At 45.8% G+C, this 24,286-nt stretch carries 14 protein-coding genes; 4 read left to right on the forward strand and 10 right to left on the reverse strand.

What is annotated here, in order from left to right:
- Positions 1 to 71 precede the first annotated feature (71 nt).
- The 6 genes from AB4114_RS03290 to AB4114_RS03315 form a co-directional block, all read right to left on the reverse strand.
- Positions 72 to 3,638, reverse strand: coding sequence for a polysaccharide lyase 8 family protein (locus tag AB4114_RS03290; RefSeq protein WP_441987121.1), 3,567 nt, complete (start codon positions 3,636 to 3,638; stop codon positions 72 to 74).
- Positions 3,639 to 3,817: 179 nt separating this feature from the next.
- Positions 3,818 to 5,491: an extracellular solute-binding protein gene (locus tag AB4114_RS03295; protein ID WP_441987122.1), complete on the reverse strand. Its 1,674-nt coding sequence runs from the start codon at positions 5,489 to 5,491 to the stop codon at positions 3,818 to 3,820.
- Positions 5,492 to 5,615: 124 nt separating this feature from the next.
- The gene (locus AB4114_RS03300; protein WP_441987123.1) at positions 5,616 to 6,491 is read right to left on the reverse strand and encodes a carbohydrate ABC transporter permease; all 876 of its coding nucleotides are present in this window, start codon (positions 6,489 to 6,491) and stop codon (positions 5,616 to 5,618) included.
- Between the two features lie 43 nt (positions 6,492 to 6,534).
- Entirely contained in the window at positions 6,535 to 7,521 is a 987-nt protein-coding gene (locus AB4114_RS03305; protein ID WP_441987124.1) for an ABC transporter permease, read from the reverse strand.
- A gap of 163 nt (positions 7,522 to 7,684) precedes the next feature.
- The gene (locus AB4114_RS03310) at positions 7,685 to 8,809 is read right to left on the reverse strand and encodes a glycoside hydrolase family 88 protein (RefSeq protein ID WP_441987125.1); all 1,125 of its coding nucleotides are present in this window, start codon (positions 8,807 to 8,809) and stop codon (positions 7,685 to 7,687) included.
- Between the two features lie 763 nt (positions 8,810 to 9,572).
- On the reverse strand, positions 9,573 to 10,157 hold the full coding sequence (locus AB4114_RS03315; RefSeq protein ID WP_441987126.1) for a TetR/AcrR family transcriptional regulator C-terminal domain-containing protein: 585 nt from the start codon (positions 10,155 to 10,157) through the stop codon (positions 9,573 to 9,575).
- 244 nt (positions 10,158 to 10,401) lie between these two features.
- Here AB4114_RS03315 and gdhA point away from each other — a divergent pair, with 244 nt between their 5' ends.
- Positions 10,402 to 11,772, forward strand: coding sequence for an NADP-specific glutamate dehydrogenase (gene gdhA, locus AB4114_RS03320; RefSeq protein ID WP_312886278.1), 1,371 nt, complete (start codon positions 10,402 to 10,404; stop codon positions 11,770 to 11,772).
- Positions 11,773 to 11,999: 227 nt separating this feature from the next.
- Here the strand turns inward: gdhA and AB4114_RS03325 are convergent, their stop codons facing one another.
- The 4 genes from AB4114_RS03325 to AB4114_RS03340 all read right to left on the reverse strand — a co-directional run bounded on the left by AB4114_RS03325 (position 12,000) and on the right by AB4114_RS03340 (position 17,930).
- Positions 12,000 to 13,370, reverse strand: coding sequence for an MATE family efflux transporter (locus AB4114_RS03325; RefSeq protein WP_441987127.1), 1,371 nt, complete (start codon positions 13,368 to 13,370; stop codon positions 12,000 to 12,002).
- Positions 13,371 to 13,458: 88 nt separating this feature from the next.
- Positions 13,459 to 15,309 (reverse strand): cache domain-containing sensor histidine kinase, encoded by a 1,851-nt coding sequence (locus AB4114_RS03330; protein ID WP_441987128.1) that lies wholly within the window; start codon positions 15,307 to 15,309, stop codon positions 13,459 to 13,461.
- The gene (locus tag AB4114_RS03335) at positions 15,285 to 16,790 is read right to left on the reverse strand and encodes an extracellular solute-binding protein (RefSeq protein ID WP_441987129.1); all 1,506 of its coding nucleotides are present in this window, start codon (positions 16,788 to 16,790) and stop codon (positions 15,285 to 15,287) included. The genes AB4114_RS03330 and AB4114_RS03335 overlap by 25 nt, the downstream gene beginning before the upstream one ends.
- A gap of 39 nt (positions 16,791 to 16,829) precedes the next feature.
- Positions 16,830 to 17,930, reverse strand: coding sequence for an SGNH/GDSL hydrolase family protein (locus AB4114_RS03340; RefSeq protein WP_441987130.1), 1,101 nt, complete (start codon positions 17,928 to 17,930; stop codon positions 16,830 to 16,832).
- Positions 17,931 to 18,156: 226 nt separating this feature from the next.
- Here AB4114_RS03340 and AB4114_RS03345 point away from each other — a divergent pair, with 226 nt between their 5' ends.
- Genes AB4114_RS03345 through AB4114_RS03355 form a run of 3 tightly spaced genes read left to right on the forward strand, consistent with a single transcriptional unit; the run spans position 18,157 to position 24,021 of the window.
- A complete protein-coding gene (locus tag AB4114_RS03345; protein ID WP_441987131.1) occupies positions 18,157 to 19,755 on the forward strand; it encodes an FAD-dependent oxidoreductase in 1,599 nt (532 codons plus the stop codon).
- Between the two features lie 32 nt (positions 19,756 to 19,787).
- A complete protein-coding gene (locus AB4114_RS03350) occupies positions 19,788 to 20,846 on the forward strand; it encodes a Gfo/Idh/MocA family protein (protein WP_441987132.1) in 1,059 nt (352 codons plus the stop codon).
- A gap of 19 nt (positions 20,847 to 20,865) precedes the next feature.
- Entirely contained in the window at positions 20,866 to 24,021 is a 3,156-nt protein-coding gene (locus AB4114_RS03355) for an Ig-like domain-containing protein (protein WP_441987133.1), read from the forward strand.
- Positions 24,022 to 24,286: the final 265 nt, after the last annotated feature.

Consider the following 24,286-nt stretch of genomic DNA (forward strand, 5'->3'; position numbering starts at 1 on the left):
AACTTCAGCACATTAGCAACAAATACACAAAGAAGCCTGATATTTTGAAACTCAGGCTTCCTTGTTACAGACTATGGATTATAGCTAACCTTGGCATCATCTACACTCATTGAGCTGGCGTTGCCGCCGATCGCTGAGCCCAGCCTGTCAACCTTGGTCAATCCGGTATACCGATAGTTCCACTGTGAGCCTCGCAGCTCGCCATTCACATAGACATCGAACTTTTTCGTTGCTGTATTGATAATCACTTTAAGATGGTAAGGTTCTCCGTTCTTGGTTGAGGTTTGTATGTTCGTTTGAGTCCCACCGTTATAACCCCAAATTCTTCCTGCTTGCATAATGAGATGAGCAGCACTATTGTTCGAAGTGATACCGCTGTCCGAGATTACTAAAGCATTTTTCCAGTTATCGTCATCGGCGGTAACAGTCGCTTCTGCAATGACCGTGCTGTTTGCAGGCGCGGTAAACACTTTATACGCCTCAGCTTTGCCAGAGGTGGACGTTGTCGTCAATTTGGCTGCCTTGTTCGTAGCCGATCCGCTTACCATCTGTACTACGCCCGTATTTCCCGTGACGCCGCCGTTATCGAATACCCAACCGCCTTGCCCATTCAGATTACCAAGCGTCATGCTGTTAAAATTCTCATCGATTAAATTAGTTAACGTAAGCGGCTTATATGATACTTTCACATCGTCCACGCTCATCGAGCTTGCGTTGCCAGCGATGGAGGTAGAGAACTTGTCGAGCGTGGCCACGTTGTAACGGTAGTCCCAGCCCGTAGCGAGCAGCGCTTCGTTGACGTAGACGTCGTATTTTTTCGTTGACGCATTGATCACGACTTTCAAGCGATACGGCTGGCCATTCGTAATCCCTGTTAACACATCGGTTTTGGTGCTGCCGTTATAGCCCCAAATTTTGCCGCTTTGCATCACTAGCTGTGCCGCATTGTTATTGGTAGCTAAGCTGTTGTCCGCAACGATGAGCGCATTTTTCCAATTGGCATCATCGGCTGTCACGGTCGCTTCCACTGTAATGTAGCCGCTTTGAGGGGCATTAAACAGACGATATGCTTCGGCACTTCCGCTAGTTGATGCTGTCGTTACTTTCAGTGATTTTTCTGTGTTATCAGCATTCAAAGGCTGTACAACAACGGTATTCGCAGCCACACCTGCGTTATTCATAATCCAACCATTTTGCCCGGTCAACGTGCCAGGCAACATGTCGTTGAAATCTTCATTCACCGTATACCCGGTAATCGGGACACCTGTAGGCGTTGCAAAAAACGCCTTAATGCTTTTCCCCCCAGCCCCGTTCACATTGACTGTGATTGTAGTTGTACCGCCACTGGTGCTCGTCGTAATCCGTGAATCCTTATAAGCAACCGGTCCCAGATTTTGCGTAAGCGTAAGTTGAATAGTACCCGTATTGGCCAACGTTGGATCAGATACGGAAACTTCCGTTCCATTCTCGGTCGTGCGGACCATGACGGACGCCTTTTTGTTGCTGCTGACACCACTCACCGTTTTGGCCGCATCATTCCAGAAGTTAATACCTAGTATGCCAAGTGCATTTTCTTGCACAGCCTGTGCAGCGGTTGAATTTTCAACGACAGTAATATCCGGATTAGCTGCATACGTATCCAACTGTCCGCTTGACATACCTGGCAGTAGCACATAGGCATACTGGGCATTCGTCGGATTCGTGCCGTGATCGAACCACAGATTCATATAGTTGCGTGTATAGTTCGTAAAGTATTCCGCAGCTGTGTAGTACTGATTAATGCTCGACCATGAGTCTGTTCGCGCCTCGCGCAATCCCTTTAATGTCGTTGCTGTTGGGAAATAGTAACCGATGTCTGATCCTGCCACATTTCCGGCCAAATGGACCTTAGTGACTCCGGTCATTGTTTCATTCCAACCTAGCGTGGTTGACTTTGCGGCTCCATTTACAGTAAGCGCATTGTTAGCAGAGCTGTTCAGCTTTCGATTTTCAACAATGGTTTCAGCTACCTTGTTGTCTGTGGACGTTATACCAGCTCCAAGACTCACAATCTCATCATCGAACATGAACCATGATTTCTTCGCTGTCAGCGTAGCGGCATTAGCCGTGTATTGCATGCCTGTGATCCCATATTGTCCCGATATTTCTGTGCCGCCAACCCAACTATTCGGATTTTTGACATTAGCTGCTGCCGTTGTGTTCTGATTGACTGTCGTGCCAGGTAAACGATAGCTGTTTACAGTTGGCCAGTAAGAATCCTTGTATTGTGTCAAATCGGAATTATAGAGATAGGTCATTCCGTCTCCGGTATGCCAGCCCTTTAAATTCTCATTATTAACAATTTCAAAATTCCCGATTTTATTGGATGACATACTGATGCCAAAACCGAATCCTGGTCTATGGTGTATGGCTCTAGCCATGTTGGGGTATTGTTTGTTCATGATCAGCGCATCTCTCGTGGTAACAGACGGATCACTCATGATTTGTTTCGTTTGCACAATAGAGCTGATCATAACCAAATCAGCATACTTGGTAGGAGACGTAGCTTCTGTCATCCATTTCTTAATCATTGATTTATAGGCTGCCCGATCGTCCGCAGATGGTGCTGACACTGCCATCCTTGCTACGGAAGCTCCAAGCGAACCTATTGACGTTAATCCATTATCATCGCTGGCTAATCTTGCAATGTTTCTTCCTCTGACCATATCGGCCATGGAAGTATTATAAAATAGCGGTTCAAAAGCATTATAAACCCATTGATAGATGTTATTCACATCCGGATCTGTTATATCCCATGTAGAACCTGCAACGACATACATCACTTTGGTTAAATTATCGAGTAAATTTATGCCATATCCGCCGTTGTAAGGTATTAGTGCGGTATGTTGAAGAAATGAACCGTCGCTATACATGCCTTCACCGGAAGTCACATAATCAAATACTGAACTAAGCTGGTCCCTGCCTAAGATGATTTTGGCACTGTTCTTGACAATAATTCCGCTTGTAATTTTAATGTTGCAAGCCCATACGCGATTAGCTCCAGTCAGGCTGGCTCCCCAAGTAAGCGCTTGATAGTCGATGACAGCGTGCCAATTCGTAATCTGCGTTGCGGTTAAACTGGAATAAATCCAAGTTGTTATGTTATTGATGCTGAGTGGAGAAGAGATTTGCCAGTCAAACCAATTGTCATAACCTCTATACGCTACACTAGTGTTATATCGGTTCGTGTACATCCAATCCATGGCACTTATAATATCCTCCAGCAATGCTGCGTTGTTTTGAAGCGTTGAACCTCTAGTCACATAGGCTAGCGTCATCGCTTCTAACCGTTGATAGCTTCCTGAAACATGCTCCGATTCCGTCGTCGTTGCCATATCACTCCACAAATAAGTTCTTCCTGCAGCCTTATTCATCGTATCCCAATTCGTCTGAGCAAGTGTTGTAATATTGGTAATCTTGCCGCTGATGTCCGGGTCCGCTGGATCGAAAGTAGGTCCACCAGTGGTAAGATCATAAATTTTCGCGCGTAATGTGTCATACTCATCTGCCGCATAGGCAGGTTGAATGGGCATTGCCAGTACATTGACAATCAAAGCTAGCACTAATATAAGCGCTTTCATAAAACGAAATTTACCCATTAACATAATTAGCCCCCTCTTAAGTCGAACGATTTGTTGGCTTTACTTCAGCCGCTCCTTGCAAAAATCGAGTCCTTATATTGAAAAAAAATGCTTCCTTCCGAACTAACTAACAGCAGGAAGGAAGCACATGTTGGACTAAAACTTTGATTTAACTTGTGTACATGATTGTCGTTAACTTATTTCGTCAACAATTTATAGTAATCTTTCGTGTAAATAACGTCTTTTTTGTTATCCGTATAGGCTTTTGTATAGAAGTCATCGACTTTTTTACCGCCGCCTTTTTCCCAAGCGTCTTGAGCATCTTTCATTGCTTGTTCAACCGTATAACTTGCTCCACCAACAACAGCTTTTGTATAAATGTTTGTAAGTGTATTTTTCAATGTGTTTTTAATAACAGTTAGATCATCTGTCAAAGTAACTGGAAGTACGATTTCGGACGTAGTTGGACGATCAGCTGAAATGTATGCAGCTTTACCTTGGTTGATCAAGTCAATATAGGCTTTATCATTCGGCTTCGAAGGATCTAGTTGGTTCGTGTAATCCGCACATTTCCCCATCGTGCCCAATTGAGACACCATTTGGAAGTCGCCATTCCAATCTAATTCTTTCTTGTTTTTTGCTGCATCAATTGGTCTCGGACAACCGTCTACCATCTTATAGTTAACGCCTTCCATACCATACTTCAATGTGTTTTGAACTTCTGGTGTCATCAACCAATCCACATATTGAACAACGGCTTCTACGTTCTTCGCTGTTGCATTAATGGCACCCATAAATTGCATAGGTACTGCACCTGCAGGTGAGAATTGACCTATTTCAGACTTCGGAAGCGGCAGAATCGCTACTTTCGCATCTGGATTATTTTTGATCAGCGTATTGTAGACATCATATCCTTTTGCACCTTCTAAACCATCTGATCCATAAATGCCAAGCTTGCCGTTTACCCAATCTTGCTGTGCTTTAGCCATATTTTTGTCTGTGAACGTATCTTTATCTACAGTGCCAGCTTCATACAGAGCTTTCTTGAAAGCTAAATCTGCTTTTGGACGATCCCATGTACGTACATATTGATCATTGATTAAATGATAGGACGTGATCATTGGCAATGTTTCATCACTCGCTTGCCCTAGTTGGTACATATAGTCTACATCCCAGAAAGTTGAACCCAGTGTATCCTTCTTGCCATTACCGTCAGGATCTTGCTCTGTGAACGCTTTCGCAACTTGGAGATATTCTTCCGTTGTTTTTGGCATTGGCAGCTTCAATTTATCCAACCAATCCTGGCGGACCATCACATAATGGTTAGTTGCAAATGGAAGACTGCGACCAAAGAAGTACGTTTTCCCATTAAATCTCGTTAATTTTTGTAAAGACTCATTGCCAGCGATCATTTTCTTGTAATTCGTGGAATATTTCGCAATGGCATCATCGATCGGAATAATTTGTCCTTTGGACGCCAAATCCTTCATATAAGGATTCGAGAATTCCAAGATTAAGTCAGGTGCTTGGCCAGAAGCGAACAGAACGTTCCACTTCTCCGAAGAGTTCGTACGTGGAACAGGGACAAACTCAACTTGCACAGGTGCATTTTCATTAATCCACTTCGTCCAGCGGTTATTCGTAATCGTGCCTTCACCTTCAGGTACATTGTTACGATCATAAATGGAAACCGTAATCTTGGGTTTAGGTCCTGCCGGTTTCGCACTTGCTGTAGCTGCAGCTGCGGTACTTGGTGTTGTTGTGCTAGCTGCCTTGTCCTTATCTGATCCACAAGCCGTAAGTAGCGCCGTGCTGGAAAGTACTAATGCTAAGGAAACGGATGCTGCTTTCTTTTTGCTGATTGTATACATATGAATAAGTCACCCCTCATGTAATGTACGTGCATTTTTAAGATAACCCCAATAATTTCATCTACATGTAAAACTAAGACTACCATGTTTAGTGCTCCACATCACCCCTTTCAATGAATTACCATTATCCTTTTACTGCACCGACCATGACACCCTTGACGAAAAACCGTTGTAAGAATGGATATACGATTAACATCGGTAATGTCATAACAATAACCCCTGCCGCTTTAACACCCTCTGGTGTGATCACTGCGGCCAAATCAGGCTGTGTATTCGAAATCTCCTGCATCAAGCTTTGATTCTGAATCATTTGTTGCACGAGTACCGCTAAATTCAGTTTGCTGGAATCATTGATATAAATCAGTACATTCATGAAAGCATTCCAGTGGCCTACCCCATAGAATAAGGTTAATGCAGCTAGGACTGGCAATGACAATGGCAACACAATTTGAATTATCAAGCGCCATTCGGAGCAGCCATCAATACGGGAAGCCTCCTCCAACTCCTCTGGCAATCCTTCGAAAAAGCTTCTCAAAACCAAGAGATTCCACACTGTAATCAATCCAGGCAACCAAAGGGCACCGTAGCTATTGATGAGCCCTAGTTTTTGGACTAATAAATAAGTAGGAATGAGACCCGCTGAGAAGATCATGGTGAAAATAATAGCGAATGAATAAAATTTGCGTCCGATAAAATAACGCTTGGACAACGGGTAGGCAGCTAGGATTGTGAACACAATATTCAGGAATGTCCCTACCACCGTAATGATCACACTATTCCTAAAATCCTTGATGATTGGGCTTTCCTTGAACAGAGCATTATAGCCGTCTAAGCTCAAATTAACTGGCCAAAAGCTAACCGTTCCTGACATTAACGCATGCTTATCACTCAGTGACAGCGCTAGAATATGAATTATAGGCAACAAGCAGCTGAGTCCAATGATGAATAAAAATATATAGTTGAGGGCGTAAAATACCTTTTCTCCTCGTGAATGCTTCATAAGCTTCTCCTTCTTAACTTTTGTTAGTAGGTCATGTGTTCGCCTACCATAAACCTTGGCCGAAGCGGCGTGCAATGCGATTGGCTGTAAGCACCAAGATTAAACCAACCAAGGATTCAAACAATCCCATTGCTGTCGCAAGACTAAAGTTCGCTTGCTGAATACCGATTTTGTACATGAAGGTACTAATAACCTCGGATATTTCAGAGACAGCATTATTCTGGAGGACATACACTTGATCGAAGCCTAACTCCATTAGATGTCCGATCTTCAGAATTAGCATAATAATGATCGTTGGTAATATCGCAGGCAATGTAATGCGTATGGTTTGCTGCCATTTGTTCGCGCCATCTATGCTCGATGCTTCATATAAGCTCTGGTCAATAGCTGTTAGTGCTGCGAGATAAATAATCGCATTCCAACCGGCTTCCTTCCACACACCCGATGCTAGAAAAATGCTAATCCAAGAAAACTCCTTATATAAGAACGGATACGATTCACCAAAAATCTTTTCTATCACATGGTTTAGTGTTCCTGTACTTTGCGAAAAGACCGTAACGACAATGCCGCCAACAATAACCCAATTGAGAAAATGTGGCAGATAGACAAGCGTTTGTACCAACTTTTTGAATCGCAACTTCCTCACTTCATTGAGCAGCAGTGCTAATATAATAGGAACTGGGAAACCAATAATGATGCTTAACCCACTCAGTTTTAAGGTATTCCACACGATCCCAAAAATTTGTTTCGTTTGAAAGATCATTTTAAAGCTGTCTAAGCCTGCCCAAGGGCTGCCCCAGATCCCTTTAATAAAGCTGTATTTCTTAAAGGCAATAACCAGTCCCGTCATCGGGTAGTATTTAAATATAAGGTAGAAAAGGATGATGGGCACAAACATGATGTACAAGGGAATGTTTTGTTTTAATACGCGTTTGCCATACTTCCTTACTAGCCAATTATTTTTGGTTTTTGCTGTACTCGCCTTCGGCTTAACCATCGCTGGTGTTGAAGGAGGGAGTGTCTGACTCATCGGTGTCACTTCCTTGCTCTGTAATTTGAACTCATCGTACCTGCTGATCCGTCATCCGTACAATATACATGATTTTGATCAATTAACAGGCTGATGTAATGCGGATATTTACTGTCCGATATACACTTTTTCATGTGATATACATGTGAAAAACCTTGATATATTAGGCTTTAGCTGCCCCTATTTCCCAAAAAGAGGGATGTCCTTGCAGCTTCGCCAATGCTTCCATATAGTAATAGTCACCGTATATCAGCGGCTTATTGATATTCTGATTCATCGGCACGTTGCCCGTACCTGAGTGTAGGATCGCTTCTTCGGAATCATCTGCAACATAATGAATGGAAAGGGATTGCAAGATCGCACACGCTTGTTCCTTATAAAAGAGTGCCCGATCGCCTGCACATACCGCAGCCAGATCCAGCAGTCCGCATGCCGCAATCGCTGCGGCACTCGTATCACGCGATGCCCCCTCGAAGGTAGGCAATCGGAAATCCCAGTACGGCACCTTATCCTCGGGTAAGTGTGATAAGAAGAATGAGGCTGCATGCTCCGCTGCTGCCAAGAGATCGGCACGGCCGGTATGGCGGTAGCTGAGCACCGAGCCATAGATCGACCAGGCCGAACCCCGTGCCCATGCGGACTCTTCCGCATAGCCTTGGCCACCGAGCGCACCTGTGCGTTCGCCCGTCTCAGGGTCGAAGCAGACGATATGATACGCGGAGCCATCCTCGCGAATAAACTGCTTGGCGGCCATTCCCGCGTGGCCCTCTGCAACGTGCTTAAAGCGTGGGTCATTCGTTTGTTGCGACGCCCAGTAGAGCAGCGGCAAATTCATCATGCAATCAATGATCGCCCATCCTACGCGCTCCGGGCTGTTCCATGCACGGATGAAGCTTCCCTTGATATTGAATCGCCCCGCCAAATGGCTGGCAATCTTCAACGCTCGGCGTTTGGACTGCTCATTGCCGGTGAGATGCCAATTCGCTATCGAAGTTAGCATCCACATGAAGCCCATGTCATGATCTAGGGGCTCGTATGCCTCAATTACAGCATCCATCTGTGTTTCACATTCCTCTGCCAAGAGGCGTAATTGTTCATCTTGGCGATCTTGATAAATGAGCCATAAGATCCCTGGCCAGAAACCTGCTGTCCAGTAATGCGGTGAGGTCAATTGGAATTGACCGTCGTTCGAGCCATGAGGAAATGCTGCACCTAATCTCAGGCTCGTGTTCTTTACTTTACGGACGCCTTGTTCCCAGGCATCTCCTATCCATTGTTCTTGTGTCATTATCTCTACACTCCCTCTCCGTTGAATGTCCCAAGCATATCTATAGGAGGCCGCTTGCTCAATATACATGTTTTCGTTGGGTTAACAGGTTGAACGTATATGTATCCCGAAACGTGAAAAAGGAGCCATCCAAGGGAAATATCCTTGTGTGACGCCTTGTTTTCCAAATAACTGGATAACCTACAGTTAAATTTAGGTATTTATTGGCTTTTCCAATAATAACTGGAAAACATGCATCTAATTTCAAGATAAATCGCTGATTCCCGCAAAACCAACCAAAATAACTTCATAATTTCCATTTAAATCTAAAAAATGACTGAATACCGAGAAATTAACATCAGGTTTTCCAGTTAAATGCTAACTGGTGTTGGAGTGGTGGTATGGCTTGTTAGTAGCTGGAGATGGAGGGGTGGCTTGTTGAGTAGCTAGAGATCGAGGTGGCTTGTTGAGTAGCTGGAGATGGAGGGGTGGCTTGTTGAGTAGCTAGAGATGGAGGCGTGGCTTGTTGAGTAGCTGGAGATGGAGGAGGGTTGTTGAGTAGCTAGAGATGGAGGTGGCTTGTTGAGTAGCTAGAGATGGAGGGGAGCTTGTTGAGTAGCTGGTCTTTGAGATGGCGTATATGGAGTAGCCGTTGTTCAGGGAGTGCAGTTTGTGGAGTAGGGATTTGATATTTACAACCTTAGCTCGGCTAGTCGCAAAAAGAGGTGAGCTTCCGCTCACCTCTCGATTATTTTTAGCATAGTTTCGGATTGCTTTCTCTTTCTCACGATAGAGTACGCATCAAAATAAATTGCTTGGCCAAATAGACAGGTGTATAAGGCATATCTTGACGAAGCCAAGCAACAATTGTACCAATTAAGGCGGATGAACCGTACCATATGGCAATATCCTTTTGAATACCTGCTGTGGCTAAAACGGATTCATCCCCCATCCTCTCAATGCGTGAGGTTACTAACTCCGTCAGAAGCCTTAACATGCGATCTGTAAAAATCGGGGTTCGTCTTGAAGCCAGTACGACTTTATAAAACTTCGCATGCTCGGCAAAGTGCTCCAGCAAGTTCACTAACATCGGCCAATCCTCTTCTTCCTTCGCAATCTGATTCGCCGACGCATTGTTCAAAATGCGATTGATGTCTTCAATCATTTCATCCGCCATCTTCTCCAACATATCCGGAATATCTCGATAATGCAGATAAAACGTAACTCTGTTAATGGTAGCTCGCTCTGCTATGCGATTAACCGAAATTTTCTCGATATCCATTTCCTGAAGCAATTCGACAAAGGCGTCTTTAAGCAATTGACGTGTTCGAAGAACCCGAGGATCTACGCGTGGTGTTCGATTATCCATGTATCCCAATTCCTTTTCTTTTCCATAATAAGCTTATATGCTTGAATGTTGCATATTCTCTAATCTAATTCACACTTCGCAAAGTATACTACAGCTTGTAAATTTAGTCCAATGGGCACTTTCGTAACATCATTTAGTAAGCTTACATGACATGTAAATTTTGATTGCCCAAATGGCTCGAATAAGGTAAAACTATACTAATAAACTTTTTTATTATATTTAAATTGCGAAGGTGGATGACAGTGTGTTAGTTCAAGTTGAAAATGATGTAGCTGCAAGAGAATATGTACAAGGTATATACGAAACCGTAGTCAAACGTAATCCGAATGAGACAGAGTTCCATCAAGCTGTTAAAGAAATTATTGAATCTTTAATTCCAGTTCTCACTAAGCAGCCGAAGTACATGAAACACGGCATTCTTGAGCGCCTTGTGGAGCCAGAGCGTTTAATCACTTTCCGAGTTCCATGGGTAAATGACCAAGGGATTACGCAAGTAAATCGTGGTTTCCGTGTGCAATTTAACGGTGCAATTGGACCGTACAAGGGCGGTTTGCGTTTTCACCCTTCCGTTAATGCTAGCATTATCAAATTTCTAGGTTTTGAACAAACACTCAAGAACTCCCTTACGGGTCAGTCGATCGGCGGCGGTAAAGGTGGATCCGATTTCGATCCTAAAGGCAAATCCGATAATGAAATTATGCGTTTCACACAAAGCTTCATGACAGAGCTTTATAAATATATTGGACCGGATACGGACGTGCCAGCAGGGGACATTGGTGTAGGCGCGCGCGAGATTGGTTATATGTTCGGTCAATACAAGCGCATAAGCGGCGCTTACGAATCTGGTGTGCTCACTGGGAAAGGCATAATCTATGGTGGCAGCTTAGGCCGTACAGAGGCGACTGGATACGGCTGTGTTTACTTTGTAAATGAAATGTTGAACTCCAAAGGTCTTAGCTTCGACGGAAGCACAGTCGTTGTTTCTGGATCTGGTAACGTGGCTATCTATTCCATTGAAAAAGCCGTTCAATTAGGCGCTAAAGTTGTTGCTTGCAGCGACTCCAATGGTTATATCCACGATCCAAAAGGCATCTGTCTCGAAACCGTTCGTCGCTTGAAAGAGGTTGAGCGTACGAGAATTAGTGAGTATGTGAAGGAACATCCTCATGCAACTTACCATGCAGGCTGTAATGGTATCTGGTCCATTCCATGTGATATCGCGCTTCCGAGTGCCACACAGAACGAAATCGACGAAGAATCAGCAAGACTGCTTGTCAGCAATGGGGTAAAAGCCATAGGCGAAGGCGCGAACATGCCATCCACCTTAGATGCGATTGACGTCTTCTTACAGGCAGGCGTTTTGTTTGGACCAGCCAAAGCAGCGAATGCTGGCGGCGTTGCCGTATCGGCGCTAGAAATGTCTCAAAACAGCATGAGATACTCCTGGCAGTTCCATGAGGTAGACGATAAGCTCCACGCGATTATGAAAAATATTTACAGAAGCGCTGTGCAAGCAGCTGAGGAATATGGCCATCCTGGCAATCTCGTAGTCGGCGCCAATATCGCAGGCTTCACCAAAGTAGCCGACGCAATGATCGCACAAGGTGTCGTTTAGAAGCGTTTGTAAAGAGAACTCACATGTGCTATTACGGCTAATCCGAGAAATGTACATCGAGTGGGAACTTTAGTGCCTTAAAGGGATAGGGTGTCCCGAAGTAGAGAAATCTACTTCGGGACACCCTATTTGTCGTGTTTTTATGTGAGATATACGCCATTGTAGAAGTTGCATGCTCCAAACGCCACTCGCCAAGAAAAAACACCTTCGCTAAGAAGGTGTCTTTCTTACTTGGTATCCGTAGCTGTCTCGATCAATCGATGACGATACCATTGATCCCCCTTGAAGCGCCATAGGAATATGAGTCCACGAACGCCCCATTCAATATTCATCGCTAACCATACCCCGATAATGCCCATATGAAACACGATGCCAAGCACATACCCCAGAACGACCCGGAACAACCACATAGACAGCATCGAAGTCATGGAGGTGAATTTGGAATCCCCCGCAGCTCGAAGCGCTGCTGGCAGGAGGAAGCTGATTGGCCAGAGTGGGATTTGTGCAATGGCATTAATCAACACGATGATGAATAGCTCCCGCAGGATATCATCCGGTGGGTGAAATAGGCTAACCAGCGGGTTGAACAGCGGAACGAGGATCAGTGCCGTCAGGAAGAGTGTAAACGACGCAAGCCAGAGAAACGATTTGGCAAATTTACGAGCGTCTTTCACATTTTGCGCTCCCATACATTGTCCAATCACGGTTACCGTAGTCAGCGATAACGCGGCAGCCGGAATCTGTAACACACCTGCGAGCGTGCCGCCAATTGCATTCGTCGCCATGGCATGCGTGCCAAGACTCACGATAAACACTTGCGTTACAATTTTACCGCCATTAAAGAACATCTGCTCCGCCGCAAAGGGCAGCCCGATAAATAAAATTTTCTTCATCATCGCGATATTAACATGTAGTAAGTCATACAATCGCATGCGGAAATTCGTATCTAATTTCACCACATACAGGATAGCTACGAAGGCCGCCAGAAATCTGGACACATTCACAGCGATGATCAACCCATGTACCCCCATATGTAAGAAATGAATACAGATCACATTCAGAAGGACATAGGATAAATTCATGATTAAAGAGAGTTTCAAGGAAGTTCGGGACTTTCCGATTCCTCTTAATGCACCGCAAACTGCCTCTACAATGGCGATACCCACATAGGATACGCTGCTCCCGATCAGATAGGTTTTGGCATAAGCGAACACTTCCGCAGAGGCTGTCCCAAACAGCAGCGTCAAGACGGGCGTATGAAACACAATCATTAACAAACTAATGCCAAGCGCAAATGACGACACCAAGGAAATGGAGCTAGCTGCTGCTTTGGCAACCATGCCGTCGTTTCCGCTACCTTTATACTGGGCGACCACAACTGTTCCACCTGTCGACACGGCCACGAATACGCTGATCAGAAATATGTTAAGTGAATCAATCATACTTACTGCGCTAACGGCGGCAACACCCGACGAACTAATCATCGCAATGTTCACCAAGTTAAGTCCGACAAGGAAAGACTGATCAATGAGAATCGGTATATATAAGCCAATAATCTGTTGATAATCCATCACTTTACCGGAAAAATACTTATGCATAAAAGCTTTTCGTCTCAAGCTAAATGCGGGTCCCATCACATCATCTTCTTTTTCGTTATATTTATCATGCTGATTACTTCCGTGAGCGTTACCATGCCTGTTCTTCTAACGGGGATTCACACATGTCGAGTGGGAGACGGAGTGTAATCCGAGTCCCCATCTGATGACCGCTCTCAAATAGAAATTGGGAGTCATTCCCATAATACATCTTCATTCGCGCGACAACATTTCGCAACCCGAACAGATCCTTTTCTTTTTTAGTATTCGTAGAATTCCCTTCGGCCGCTTGCCTAGCTGCCTCTTCTAATTTGCCGCAAATATAGATCTGCCTTTCCTCGCTGACTCCGACACCATTGTCGCGTACTTCGAGGACGAGATGACCGCCATCCACATAGGAGGAAATAGCGAGTTCTCCACCGTTGCTCTGTTTCTCTAAGCCATGCAGCACGGCATTCTCTACCAAGGGCTGCAGAAGGAGCTTAAGTACATGATAATGCGCGCTTTCCTCCGCAATGTCGAAGCGTACCGTAAAATGGTCTAGGAATCGCAGCTGCTGCACTTTAATATAATACTTCAAATGTTCGATCGTTTCCTTAACCGTAAAGGTCTCATTTCCTTTATTCAAGCTTAAACGGAAAAATTTCGATAGATTCAACACCATTTCACTGATTTCATCTGCTTCATAATTTTTGGCCGTCCAATAAATCGAATCCAAGGTGTTGTAGAGGAAATGCGGGTTAATTTGAGACTGCAAAAATTTCAGTTCCATTTTGGACAATAAAAGCTGCTTCTCGTAGTGATCCCGGATCAGTGTTTTCTGATTCTCCGCCATCCGATTAAAGGATTCTATCACATAACCTAATTCATCTACCCGTGTATCCTCCAGTTGGATGGTGAAATTCCCCGTGCGGAGCTGCTTCATCCCATAAGCTAATTTACGCAGCGGCGCTGATATGCCTCGATAAATAATCCAAGAAGTCCAAATCGCCAAGACTAAGCTGACGACTAAAATGCCATAAGAAAATATTTTCAACGAGTCGGTATGACTCCTGATTTCCCATAAAGGCTGTTCCATCATAAGTGACCACCCAGATAACTTCGATTTCACGCTAATCGTGACCATCTCCGTCCCTGTTTGAGGTGATTTACGAATCGTTCTTACTTGGTCTACCTTCTCCCACGTTTGAGCATTTACACTTCCACCTGTCCCTGTGATCGATTTCCCGTCATTGTCGAAGAGATAAATATTCGCGTTTTTGGAAGGCAGCAGCGGTTTCGCAAGCTCGATAAGTGCACTCTTTTTGACAGATAAAATAAGTAAATTCGGATTCATCAGCGTGCGGTTATACGGATCCATCGTCCGAATCAGATGCACACTGTCTGCATCGAAGTAGGATTCACCCGCCTGCGGTGTAAAAAAAATCGTCCCTCCATTAGCCTCCATCAAATGCTGATACCATTCTTGGTTCTCAGCCCCGGATGGCAGCTTGCCTCCACCGAATTTGGTGGAAATGACCGTACGTGAGGGCATATGGATAATCGTGATTTGATCAACAATCAGATTGACCGTCGTCATACTTGTAATCTGATCCATCACTTGGGCAAAATGAACGAACGAATGCTTTTCCGGCTCTTGACCAACAGACTGCAGGGTAGTGTTGACATTCGTATCAAACGCGATCAAGGAGGACAACTGTTCAATATTTTGTAAGGTCAGGTCGAGATAATCCGTCATTGTATGCAGTGCTCCCTGCGTTCTTTCCCCAGTCTGCACTTCCAGAATGACTTGCGATTTGGCTATGGCGAACAGGCTAAATCCAGCTAAAGGGAGCAATATGAGAAGGAAATACCAGGTTAGCCGGACCTGAATATAACCGGCTAGTAATTTACGAATTTTGGATAGGAACTCTCTAATCATTTGTTGGTTTCTCGCCACCATTCATTCACTTCCCCAGTAATTTCATCACCGCCGGCTTCCTTCCACTTTTTCACAAAAGCGTCGAACTCTTCTATTGGGCTTAAGCCTGCAATAATTCGCGTAAACGTATCCTCTTGCAGCTTAGATAGTTTAACTTGATGCTTGCCCATAGCTGGTGTTGGGGGCCCATTGAATCGGTCAACCATCAAATTCTGTTCGATCCGTTGGATGTTATCATAAAGGCGGAACTGTGAACCAAGGGCATCCAGCCGATCTCGTGTGACATTCGGATCTGCCATATCCGCCAACGCGCCATAAATACCACGATAGCCATGCTTCGAATGTTCATCAAACCGAATGGATAATTTCCCGTTAACCCTCGTCCAAATTTCGTTCTCAAAGCCGAGCTTTAAGCTTGTTTGTCCTGGACCAGCGACGAAATCCAAGAACTTAACAACAGCCTCAGCTTTGTTGCTCTTGTTTGGAATCACGTTGTAGGAACGGACGTTGGACGTGCTGTAGACACCATGCTTCCCATTCGGACCGATGGGGAAATCCAGAGGGATCCATTCCGCTTTCGGATCGATTTTACGGTTTGCCGCAATATGTGCGCGCGTGTCCGACCATGCTGCTGAGAATAGACCGACGCGACCGCTAACAATCTTTTCACCTAACACATCAATTTTATTCAATGGGAATTCGGGGTCTAGAATGTCAGCGTCATACAAGCCTCTTAGATATAGAAGCGCCTCCTTCATTTCCGGGAGGACCCCGGAATAAACTAGCTTCCCGTCGCGTACGTACCAGGCTTTCATTTGTACACCAAATGCACCTAGAAATGGCGATGTTCTGCGTAGCCGTTCCAGAATCGATAGGCCATACGTATCTTTTTTCCCATTGCCATCTGGATCTCTCTCCGCAAATGCCTTCATCACCGCTGTATACTCCGCGATCGTCTTAGGAGGCTGCAGCCCAAGCTTATCCAGCCAATCCTTCCTGGCATAGATGATTTCGGTTCCTTTCACCTCGTTCAAACTCGGTATCGCATAGATCTTGCCATCCACGGTGACATTATCCCAAGCTTCCTTAGGGATTTTGGCCTTCAAATTGGCGCCGTATTTCTCAATATATTCATTCAAAGGCGTCAGCGCCTTTTGATTTACGAAATGGATAAACCACGATGGATCACTTGTATTCAGCAAATCCGGGGGCTCGCCAGACGCCATAATGACATTTAGCTTTTCATCGTAACCATTGAGCGGAGGGAGCGTCACATTGACCTTAACACCAATGTTTTTCTCAATATAACGAAGATAAGGATTATGATTCTCATCCATTCCCTCCGGGAAATTCATACCTAGGCTGTTTACAACGATTCGAATAGCGGGTTCACTTGCTGTTCCCACCTTATTCTCTTCCTTCAAGGTCAAATTCGGAATGCCGCAGCCAGCAGTTGAACAACAAGCGAGCATGACTAGAATAGCTGCCCTCATTCTTTTCATCCTTCATTCCCCTTCCCTCGTAACCAAACCAGCAACCAACTAAGCGAGTATTTTCTTAAGAATAGGAGTGAGCCCGTCCGCCATTCGCATAAATCCGAGATCAGTCGGATGCACACCATCAACGGTGCATTCGTGCGCATTGTCGCCTAGTAATGTTGTGCCATCGTAAAAATAGATGTTAACATCTCCATTTTCACGCAACTGCTCGACGGTCCGGAGCTGAACTTCTTTACGCTCTTCCTTTTCTAACGTCAACAGCTTGCTATACCTTTCCTTCGCATAAGTAATACAAGATAGCACGAGAATCGGCGTATATGGATGTTTATTTCGATAAATTTGAATGAATTCGGGTAAAGTCGTTTGCAGCAGTTCCGTGGATACGCAGTTAGCCTCATAATCCAAGACAAGACAGGCAGGATCCGGGATTTCTGCTATAACGTGCGCAAGCTCAGGCTCACCTTTGCCATTACCAGAGAAGCCTAAATTTAGAAATTCCATATTCACTCGCCTGGATAGGATATTGGGATAGGCCATGCCAGGACGGGTCGCACAACCTCCCTGCGTGATTGAAGTCCCATACAAGATGATCTTCTCGCTGTGATCGTAGGCTGGTGGAGAGGAGATTGATGCAGCTGGGTCCAAACCGATCCATACCTCTTGAACGCCTTGGTAAAGTGGGAAATTCAAAGTAATGCTTCTATCTGCGCGTTCCATATCTGTAAACATAACGCTTTCATATTCGGTTTGCTTCGCATCATAGCGAGCCGTACTGTAATAGTACTGTTCACCTGGCTCTCCGATGTAGCAATCGAATCCGCATTGACCTGTTGCTGGCATATGATACATGTTCGCAGCACTGGACAGCTTTACCTTAATAGAAAGTGAGACCGCATTCGTTGTAAAGCGAATTTGCCCACCAGCCGTACAGTTCGCCAAGTTATCAACTGCCTCGGGCAGTTTCCAAGCGGGATTTACTGGCAGCCTGCGATACAACTGTTCCTCCCTCAGCCATCCAAAACCTGCTAAAGAAAAAGGTTGCTCCATCGGTGAGTACCATTCGAACTGCTGGTCACCTGGTTGCGGAATCCTCATATTGGCATCCAATTTTAAGACGTCACTTGATTGTTGTTGATTTTTCATTCCAACTATCTCCCCTTATTACGAATTTATATTCACACACGGTTATCCTGCTAGGTATTCATTCTTCGCCCTCGCTTGTACAATCCCTTTTTTTTCACAGCGAATGGGTTATTAAAGTACCAAAAGAAGTCATGGTCCTCCGCTGTGGCTATTTACCAGCTGTAATACAATAGGGATAACCTGTGAATGCTAGCAGGCGAATTGGTTAAAGGAGGGACAATCATCGTTGGTTAACACAAAAAGCAATCCCCATACGCACAACCACCAGGTTGATATCGTCGTGATCGGCGGTGGAACCGGTGGATGCACAGCTGCACTCGCCGCTGCCAAATCCGGCAAAAAAGTGATCATGACCGAGGAAACCGACTGGATCGGCGGGCAATTAACGAGCCAGGCTGTTCCGCCAGATGAGCACCCGTGGATCGAACAATTTGGCTGTACACGCAGTTATCGTCAGTTTCGAGATGGCGTGCGCGATTATTACCGCCGTCATTTCCCACTTACCTCAGAAGCGCGTTCACGAACGCTGCTTAATCCAGGTAATGGCGGCGTTTCACGGTTATGCCATGAGCCGCGGGCTGCGTTAGCTGTCCTGCAAGATATGCTCGCTCCCTACGTCAACAGCGGGCGTTTACAGATTTTAACTCGCCATCGCCTAGAATCCGTATCTGTGGACGGCGATGATGTGCGTTCCGTCACGGTGCGCAATTTGACAAGCGGCGATAGCATTACGCTTCATGCTGCTTATTTCCTTGACGCCACCGAGTGTGGCGATGCTCTGCCACTTGCGGGTGCGGAATATGTTACAGGTGCTGAATCTAAAAGTCAGACCGGTGAGCCGAATGCCGTAGAGGGTGATGCCCTACCGCAAGACATGCAAGGATTCACCTACTGCTTCGCTATGGATTACATCGAAGGTGAAGATCACACTATTGCACGCCCCGAGCGCTATGACTTCTGGAAGGCATACAAAGCGGAATTCTGGCCTGATCGTCTGCTCAGCTGGTCCGGTGTTCGCCCGAGTACGCTGGAACATGTCTCCTATGAACTGTTTGAAGGCACGGACAAATACTCCTTATTCTTCTATCGGCGCATTATTGATAGCCGGAACTTCGAGGAAGGCTTTTATCCAGGAGACATTACATTGGTCAATTGGCCGCAGAACGACTACTGGCTGGGCTCTGTGATTGATGTCAGCGCAGAGGACAGAGAGAAGCACCTATGGGATGCGAAACAACTTAGCTTATCCCTGCTTTATTGGCTGCAAACGGAAGCTCCTCGACCTGATGGCGGGCAAGGTTACCCTGGTCTTCGCCTGCGTCCAGATATCGTCGGTACGGATGACGGACTGGCTATGTATCCCTACATACGAGAGTCGCGCAGGATCAAGGCAGAGTTTACCGTTCTGGAACAACATGTGAGTACAGCGTGCCGTCCTGACGGAAAAGCCGAACAGTTCCCTGATTCCGTTGGTATCGGCTGTTACCGCATCGACCTCCATCCGAGTACGGGGAACCGTCATTATATAGATATCTCTTCCCTGCCCTTCCAGATTCCGCTGGGAAGCTTGATTCCGATCCGAATGAACAACTTGCTGCCAGCTTGCAAAAATCTGGGTGTCACCCACATCACCAACGGATGTTACCGACTGCATCCCGTCGAGTGGAACATTGGCGAAGCGGCCGGTTTTCTCGCAAGCCGCTGCATCGACCGTGGCATCTTGCCTCGGGAAGTTCGCAATGAGGCTACTGAGCTTCGCACTTTCCAGAATATGCTTGAAAGCTACGGTATCGAGCTGGCTTGGCCTGCAATTCGACCTGTTTAACATTAATCATTCATAAGAAGAGGAGCATGAACATGAGTAAAATACGCATTGGTATCATTGGCGCAGGTTCCATTTCCGAAATGCATTTGAAATCCTATCACACGAATCCGAATGCTGAACTCTATGCCATCTGTGACTTAAACGAGGAACGCGCGAAAGCAAAAGCTGAAAAATACGGCATCCAACATATCTATACGAGCTATGAAGAATTGCTTGCTAATGATGCTATAGATGCAATTAGCATTTGTACATGGAACAATAGCCATGCCCAAATTTCCATTGCCGCCTTGGAGGCTGGTAAAAACGTACTCACCGAAAAGCCCCTATGTACATCGGTGAAAGAGGCGTTAGAAATCGAAGACGCCGTTCGTCGTACTGGCAAAACGCTGCAAGTTGGTTTTGTTCGTCGCTACGCCTCGAATACCCGCATCATCAAATCGTTCCTCGATAACAACGAGCTCGGCGACATTTACTACGCGAAGGCATCGTGCATTCGTCGATTAGGCAACCCCGGGGGCTGGTTCTCCGATGTGGATCGTTCGGGCGGCGGCCCGCTTATCGACGTAGGTGTCCACGTCATTGACCTTTGCTGGTACTTAATGGGACGTCCTAAAGTAAAATCAATTTCCGGTAATACCTATAAAAAACTTGGCAATCGTGCCAATGTGAAGAACCTGGCTTTTTATAAAGCTGCTGATTATGACCCTACACACAATACCGTCGAAGATTTGGCCAATGCTTTGATTCGATTCGAGAACGGTGCCTCCATACTAGTTGATGTTAGCTTTACGCTTCATGCTAAGGAAGATGAATTGACAGTGAAGCTGTATGGGGAAAAAGGCGGAGCCGAGTTGGAGCCGCAGCTATCCATCATCACAGAGAAGTATGACACCATTCTGAACCTCACACCGCAGATTAATAACCTTTCCTTCGACTTTGTTGCCGGCTTTCAAGATGAAATTAATTACTTCATTGAAGTCTGCCAAGGTAAAAAAGAGACTCTTTCCCCTGTACAGGACGGGGTTGAGATGATGAAAATACTATGCGGTGTCTATGAATCTAGCGAAAAAGGTGAAGAAATCCGTTTCTAGGGAAGGAATGTGAAACCAATTGAATAAATCGAAATGGCTAATCATGACTTTATTGATTACATTACTCGCATCTTCTTGGTCCATAACCGCATCTGCGGCAACCAGCCCCACTGATTTCATTGAAGTAGAAGCAGCACCCGTCGATATTACGATCGACATTGAAGGTCCACGTAAGCAAATCAATGCCGTTGATACGGATATGAGTAGAATCACCGATTATGTCGCTTTATTCACAACGGAATTTGCAACATCCGTTACCGTTGGCACCACCTCCATCGGCGTTGTCGTCGATGCGACAAATCATGTGACTCGGGTTGTCAACCCATCCGTTAACGGCGGTGTGCCCGTCTGGACAGGACCTACAACCTTGACGATCCCGCAAGGCGGCTTCATCCTTGTCGCCAATGATGACAGCTGGGCGAATAAAACTTTCAAACAATATCTGGCGAAAAATTTCAAGGTTGGCGACCTCATTAAGCTGCGTAAAAATGGTGAAGTGATCCCCGTTTCCGCACTCATGACGGGCCAAGGACTTCAAGCGCGTCTTAAACTGGACAATGACGATTGGTTTACGGTAACCGAGCCGAAAACGATAGTTTCCGGCAAGTTGGACAATATGGAGTCAGGTGTCACGTATGCGATTCGCATTAACCAAACTTCGGTTGCTTTGCAAGCGAATGGCACTTTCCAGAGTGTGTTTGTTCTTACTGAAGGCGTGAATTATCTAGATGTCGTCGCGTCTAAGAATGGCGTAGAGAATGATCGGAAAACGCTTGTTGTGTTTTATAAAAAACAAACCAGTGCTGCCAAGGAAGTCGTCCTCTGGGTCGACCAAGGCACGAATATTTTCAAACTGCAAACGCCTGAAAATATCCGTGATATGCTGACCAAAGCGAAAGATGCTGGCGTGACCGCTGTTGCCCTTGACGTCAAAGGCGTCGAAGGCTTCGCCAACTATAAGAAGAACGATTTGACGAATCGTCCTCACATTTCACAAATGACAGCACCAACGCGTAAGGGTGCCAATCCGAATCTGGACATGTTGGAAGAATTTATCAAGTACGGACATCAGCTTGGTATCAAAATCCATGCCGCCTTTAACGTTTTTGCCGAAGGCTCACCTGCACACAACGAGTATGGACTCCTTAACCAGCATCTGGATTGGGAAGAGCAAGTGTATCGTCCCGAGGATAATGGTCAAATTTTGCGTCTGCGTGAGAGCAAATACTTTACATCGGGCAAATCTCTCGTTGCATTTGTTAACCCAGCCAATGAGGATGTAAGAGCTTTTGAGCTGAAAAACATGGAAGAAGTAATTAAGAACTACGATGTAGATGGCGTTGTTCTGGATCGTACCCGCTATGACAACGAAACAGCCGACTTCAGCCCCTTGACGCGTGCGAAGTTTGAAGCGTTTCTCGCTACACGGGGTAAGCAGCTGACGAATTGGCCTGCGGATGTTTTCAGCTATGTGAACAATGTGCGCCAAGCAGGTCCGCTCATCAATGACTGGTGGGAGTTCCGCTCGCAAACGATCAAAACATTCACTGATGATGTTCGATTATTAACCGATCGTTACTCTGCTTTAAAAGGTCATAAGGTCTATTCCTCCGCCTATGTGGGTTCTTGGTTTGAGTCCTATTATTTGAACGGCGTCCATTGGGGCAGCCCGAATTTCAAGTACGACAGCCGTTTACAACTACCGGATGACAGCCTATATACCGACTCATATGCGCGGACCGGTTATTCGGGCAACATCGATTTCCTCATGATTGGTACGTATCAAACGACACAAAAGGAAATTGAACATCATATAACTTTGGGCAATATCGTAACCAATGGTGAAATTCCGATGTATGCGAGTATCGCCTTAGCGAACATCCAAGACCCTCCTCTGCAGCGTTCCGTGTTCCAAGCTGGCTTGTCGCTATCGAATGGCCTCATGCTCTTCGATCTTTCACAAGTCAACTGGTCCGTGGTGAAGGCATCGCTCCATAATGTGGCATATGTGAAGGATTATCAAATCGGATCGAGCATTCCAGGTAGTCCTGAGTTGTTCCTTGAAGCGGATCTCTTCAATGTGAGCCGGAACGAGAATAATCTCAACATTTATTCCGCTGACTTTGGTCAAACCACGGCCACTAGCACGTTCGGAGTGGAGGCTATCGTAGACAGCTCAGGCAAAGTCACGAAAGTCGTTAACCAGCAGCAGGCGCTTACCTGGAACTGGACCAATATGTCACCGAACAACAGTGTGATTCCACAAGGCGGCTTCGTGATTTCTGCGCTGGATGCTTCCGGCGTGCGAACGAGAAGACAGTTGGTCGCAAGAACCTATAAGGTTGGTGATGATGTACGTTCGGCTGTGCTGCGAGGGTATTTGGATTATGCGAATACGAGCACAGCGCTGCGTAATCTTGAGATCAAGGGCAATGTTGAAGTGCTTGGATCGGGGATGGCACGTGTTCTTCTTAATGGAGTACCTGCTGAGGTGTCCAGTAACGGAGACTTCAGCGGAAATGTGGAGCTTGCCATCGGCGTTAATAATTTGCGAGTTTCCGTCTATGTAGATGGTCGCAAAACGAACGAGAAAACCGTAAACATCACGCGTACAGCCCCTGTCATCACAGGCATCGCACTTGATTCTGCTGCGTATCGACTTGTAGCAGGTGATGTGCATGCAACGGTTACAACTGCCGTTTACTCGGATCTATCGAGCGCTGTTGTAGCTGGAGCTACGTTCAGCTCTAGTGATCCGTCGGTAGCCACCGTTTCTGCAGATGGGAAGGTTACCGCATTGAAAGCTGGTACAGCGGAAATTACGGTTGTATATGAGGGGAAAACGGCCAAGTCGATCGTAACTGTCGCGGACGTGGCGAGTCTCAGCTTCGACGAAAACAAACACAGTCTTGTCAAAGGTGAAACCTACCAAGCACCGCTCAAAGCAACTTACACCGATGGCGTGGTTGGCTACATCAACCAAGGCGTGACCTACAGCTCTTCACTCGGTAAAGTGGCATCCATTACAGCTGACGGTATCATCACAGCTATGAAGCCCGGGTCTGCTACAATCAACGCTTCCTATCGTGGCAAGCAGGCTGACATCAAGATTAAAGTGTTCAATAGCCATAAAGACAAGAGTGAAGATGCCGTGATGGAGGAATCCATCGACTGAGTTTTCCTCATACGCGTCGCCGCTTCTGCACACGAGTTCGTCGATTCGACGATGAACTCGTGCGCTTTGCTCTGCCGGCACCATTAGACCGAAAATACCGAATTAATTTCAGTATCCGCATCATAGAATCCCGATTAGTCCTAACTCGCCTAACTAAATCGATACAAACACCACCCTCCCTTGAAAAATGGGCAGATTGTTCGGCAAAATCAGACTAATTGTTTTTATTTGGAATGAATCCTCGATTTAATTCGGAGATATCGGA

It is taken from the genome of Paenibacillus sp. 2RAB27 (genome assembly GCF_052115445.1).
Classification (GTDB): Bacteria; Bacillota; Bacilli; order Paenibacillales; family NBRC-103111; genus Paenibacillus_E.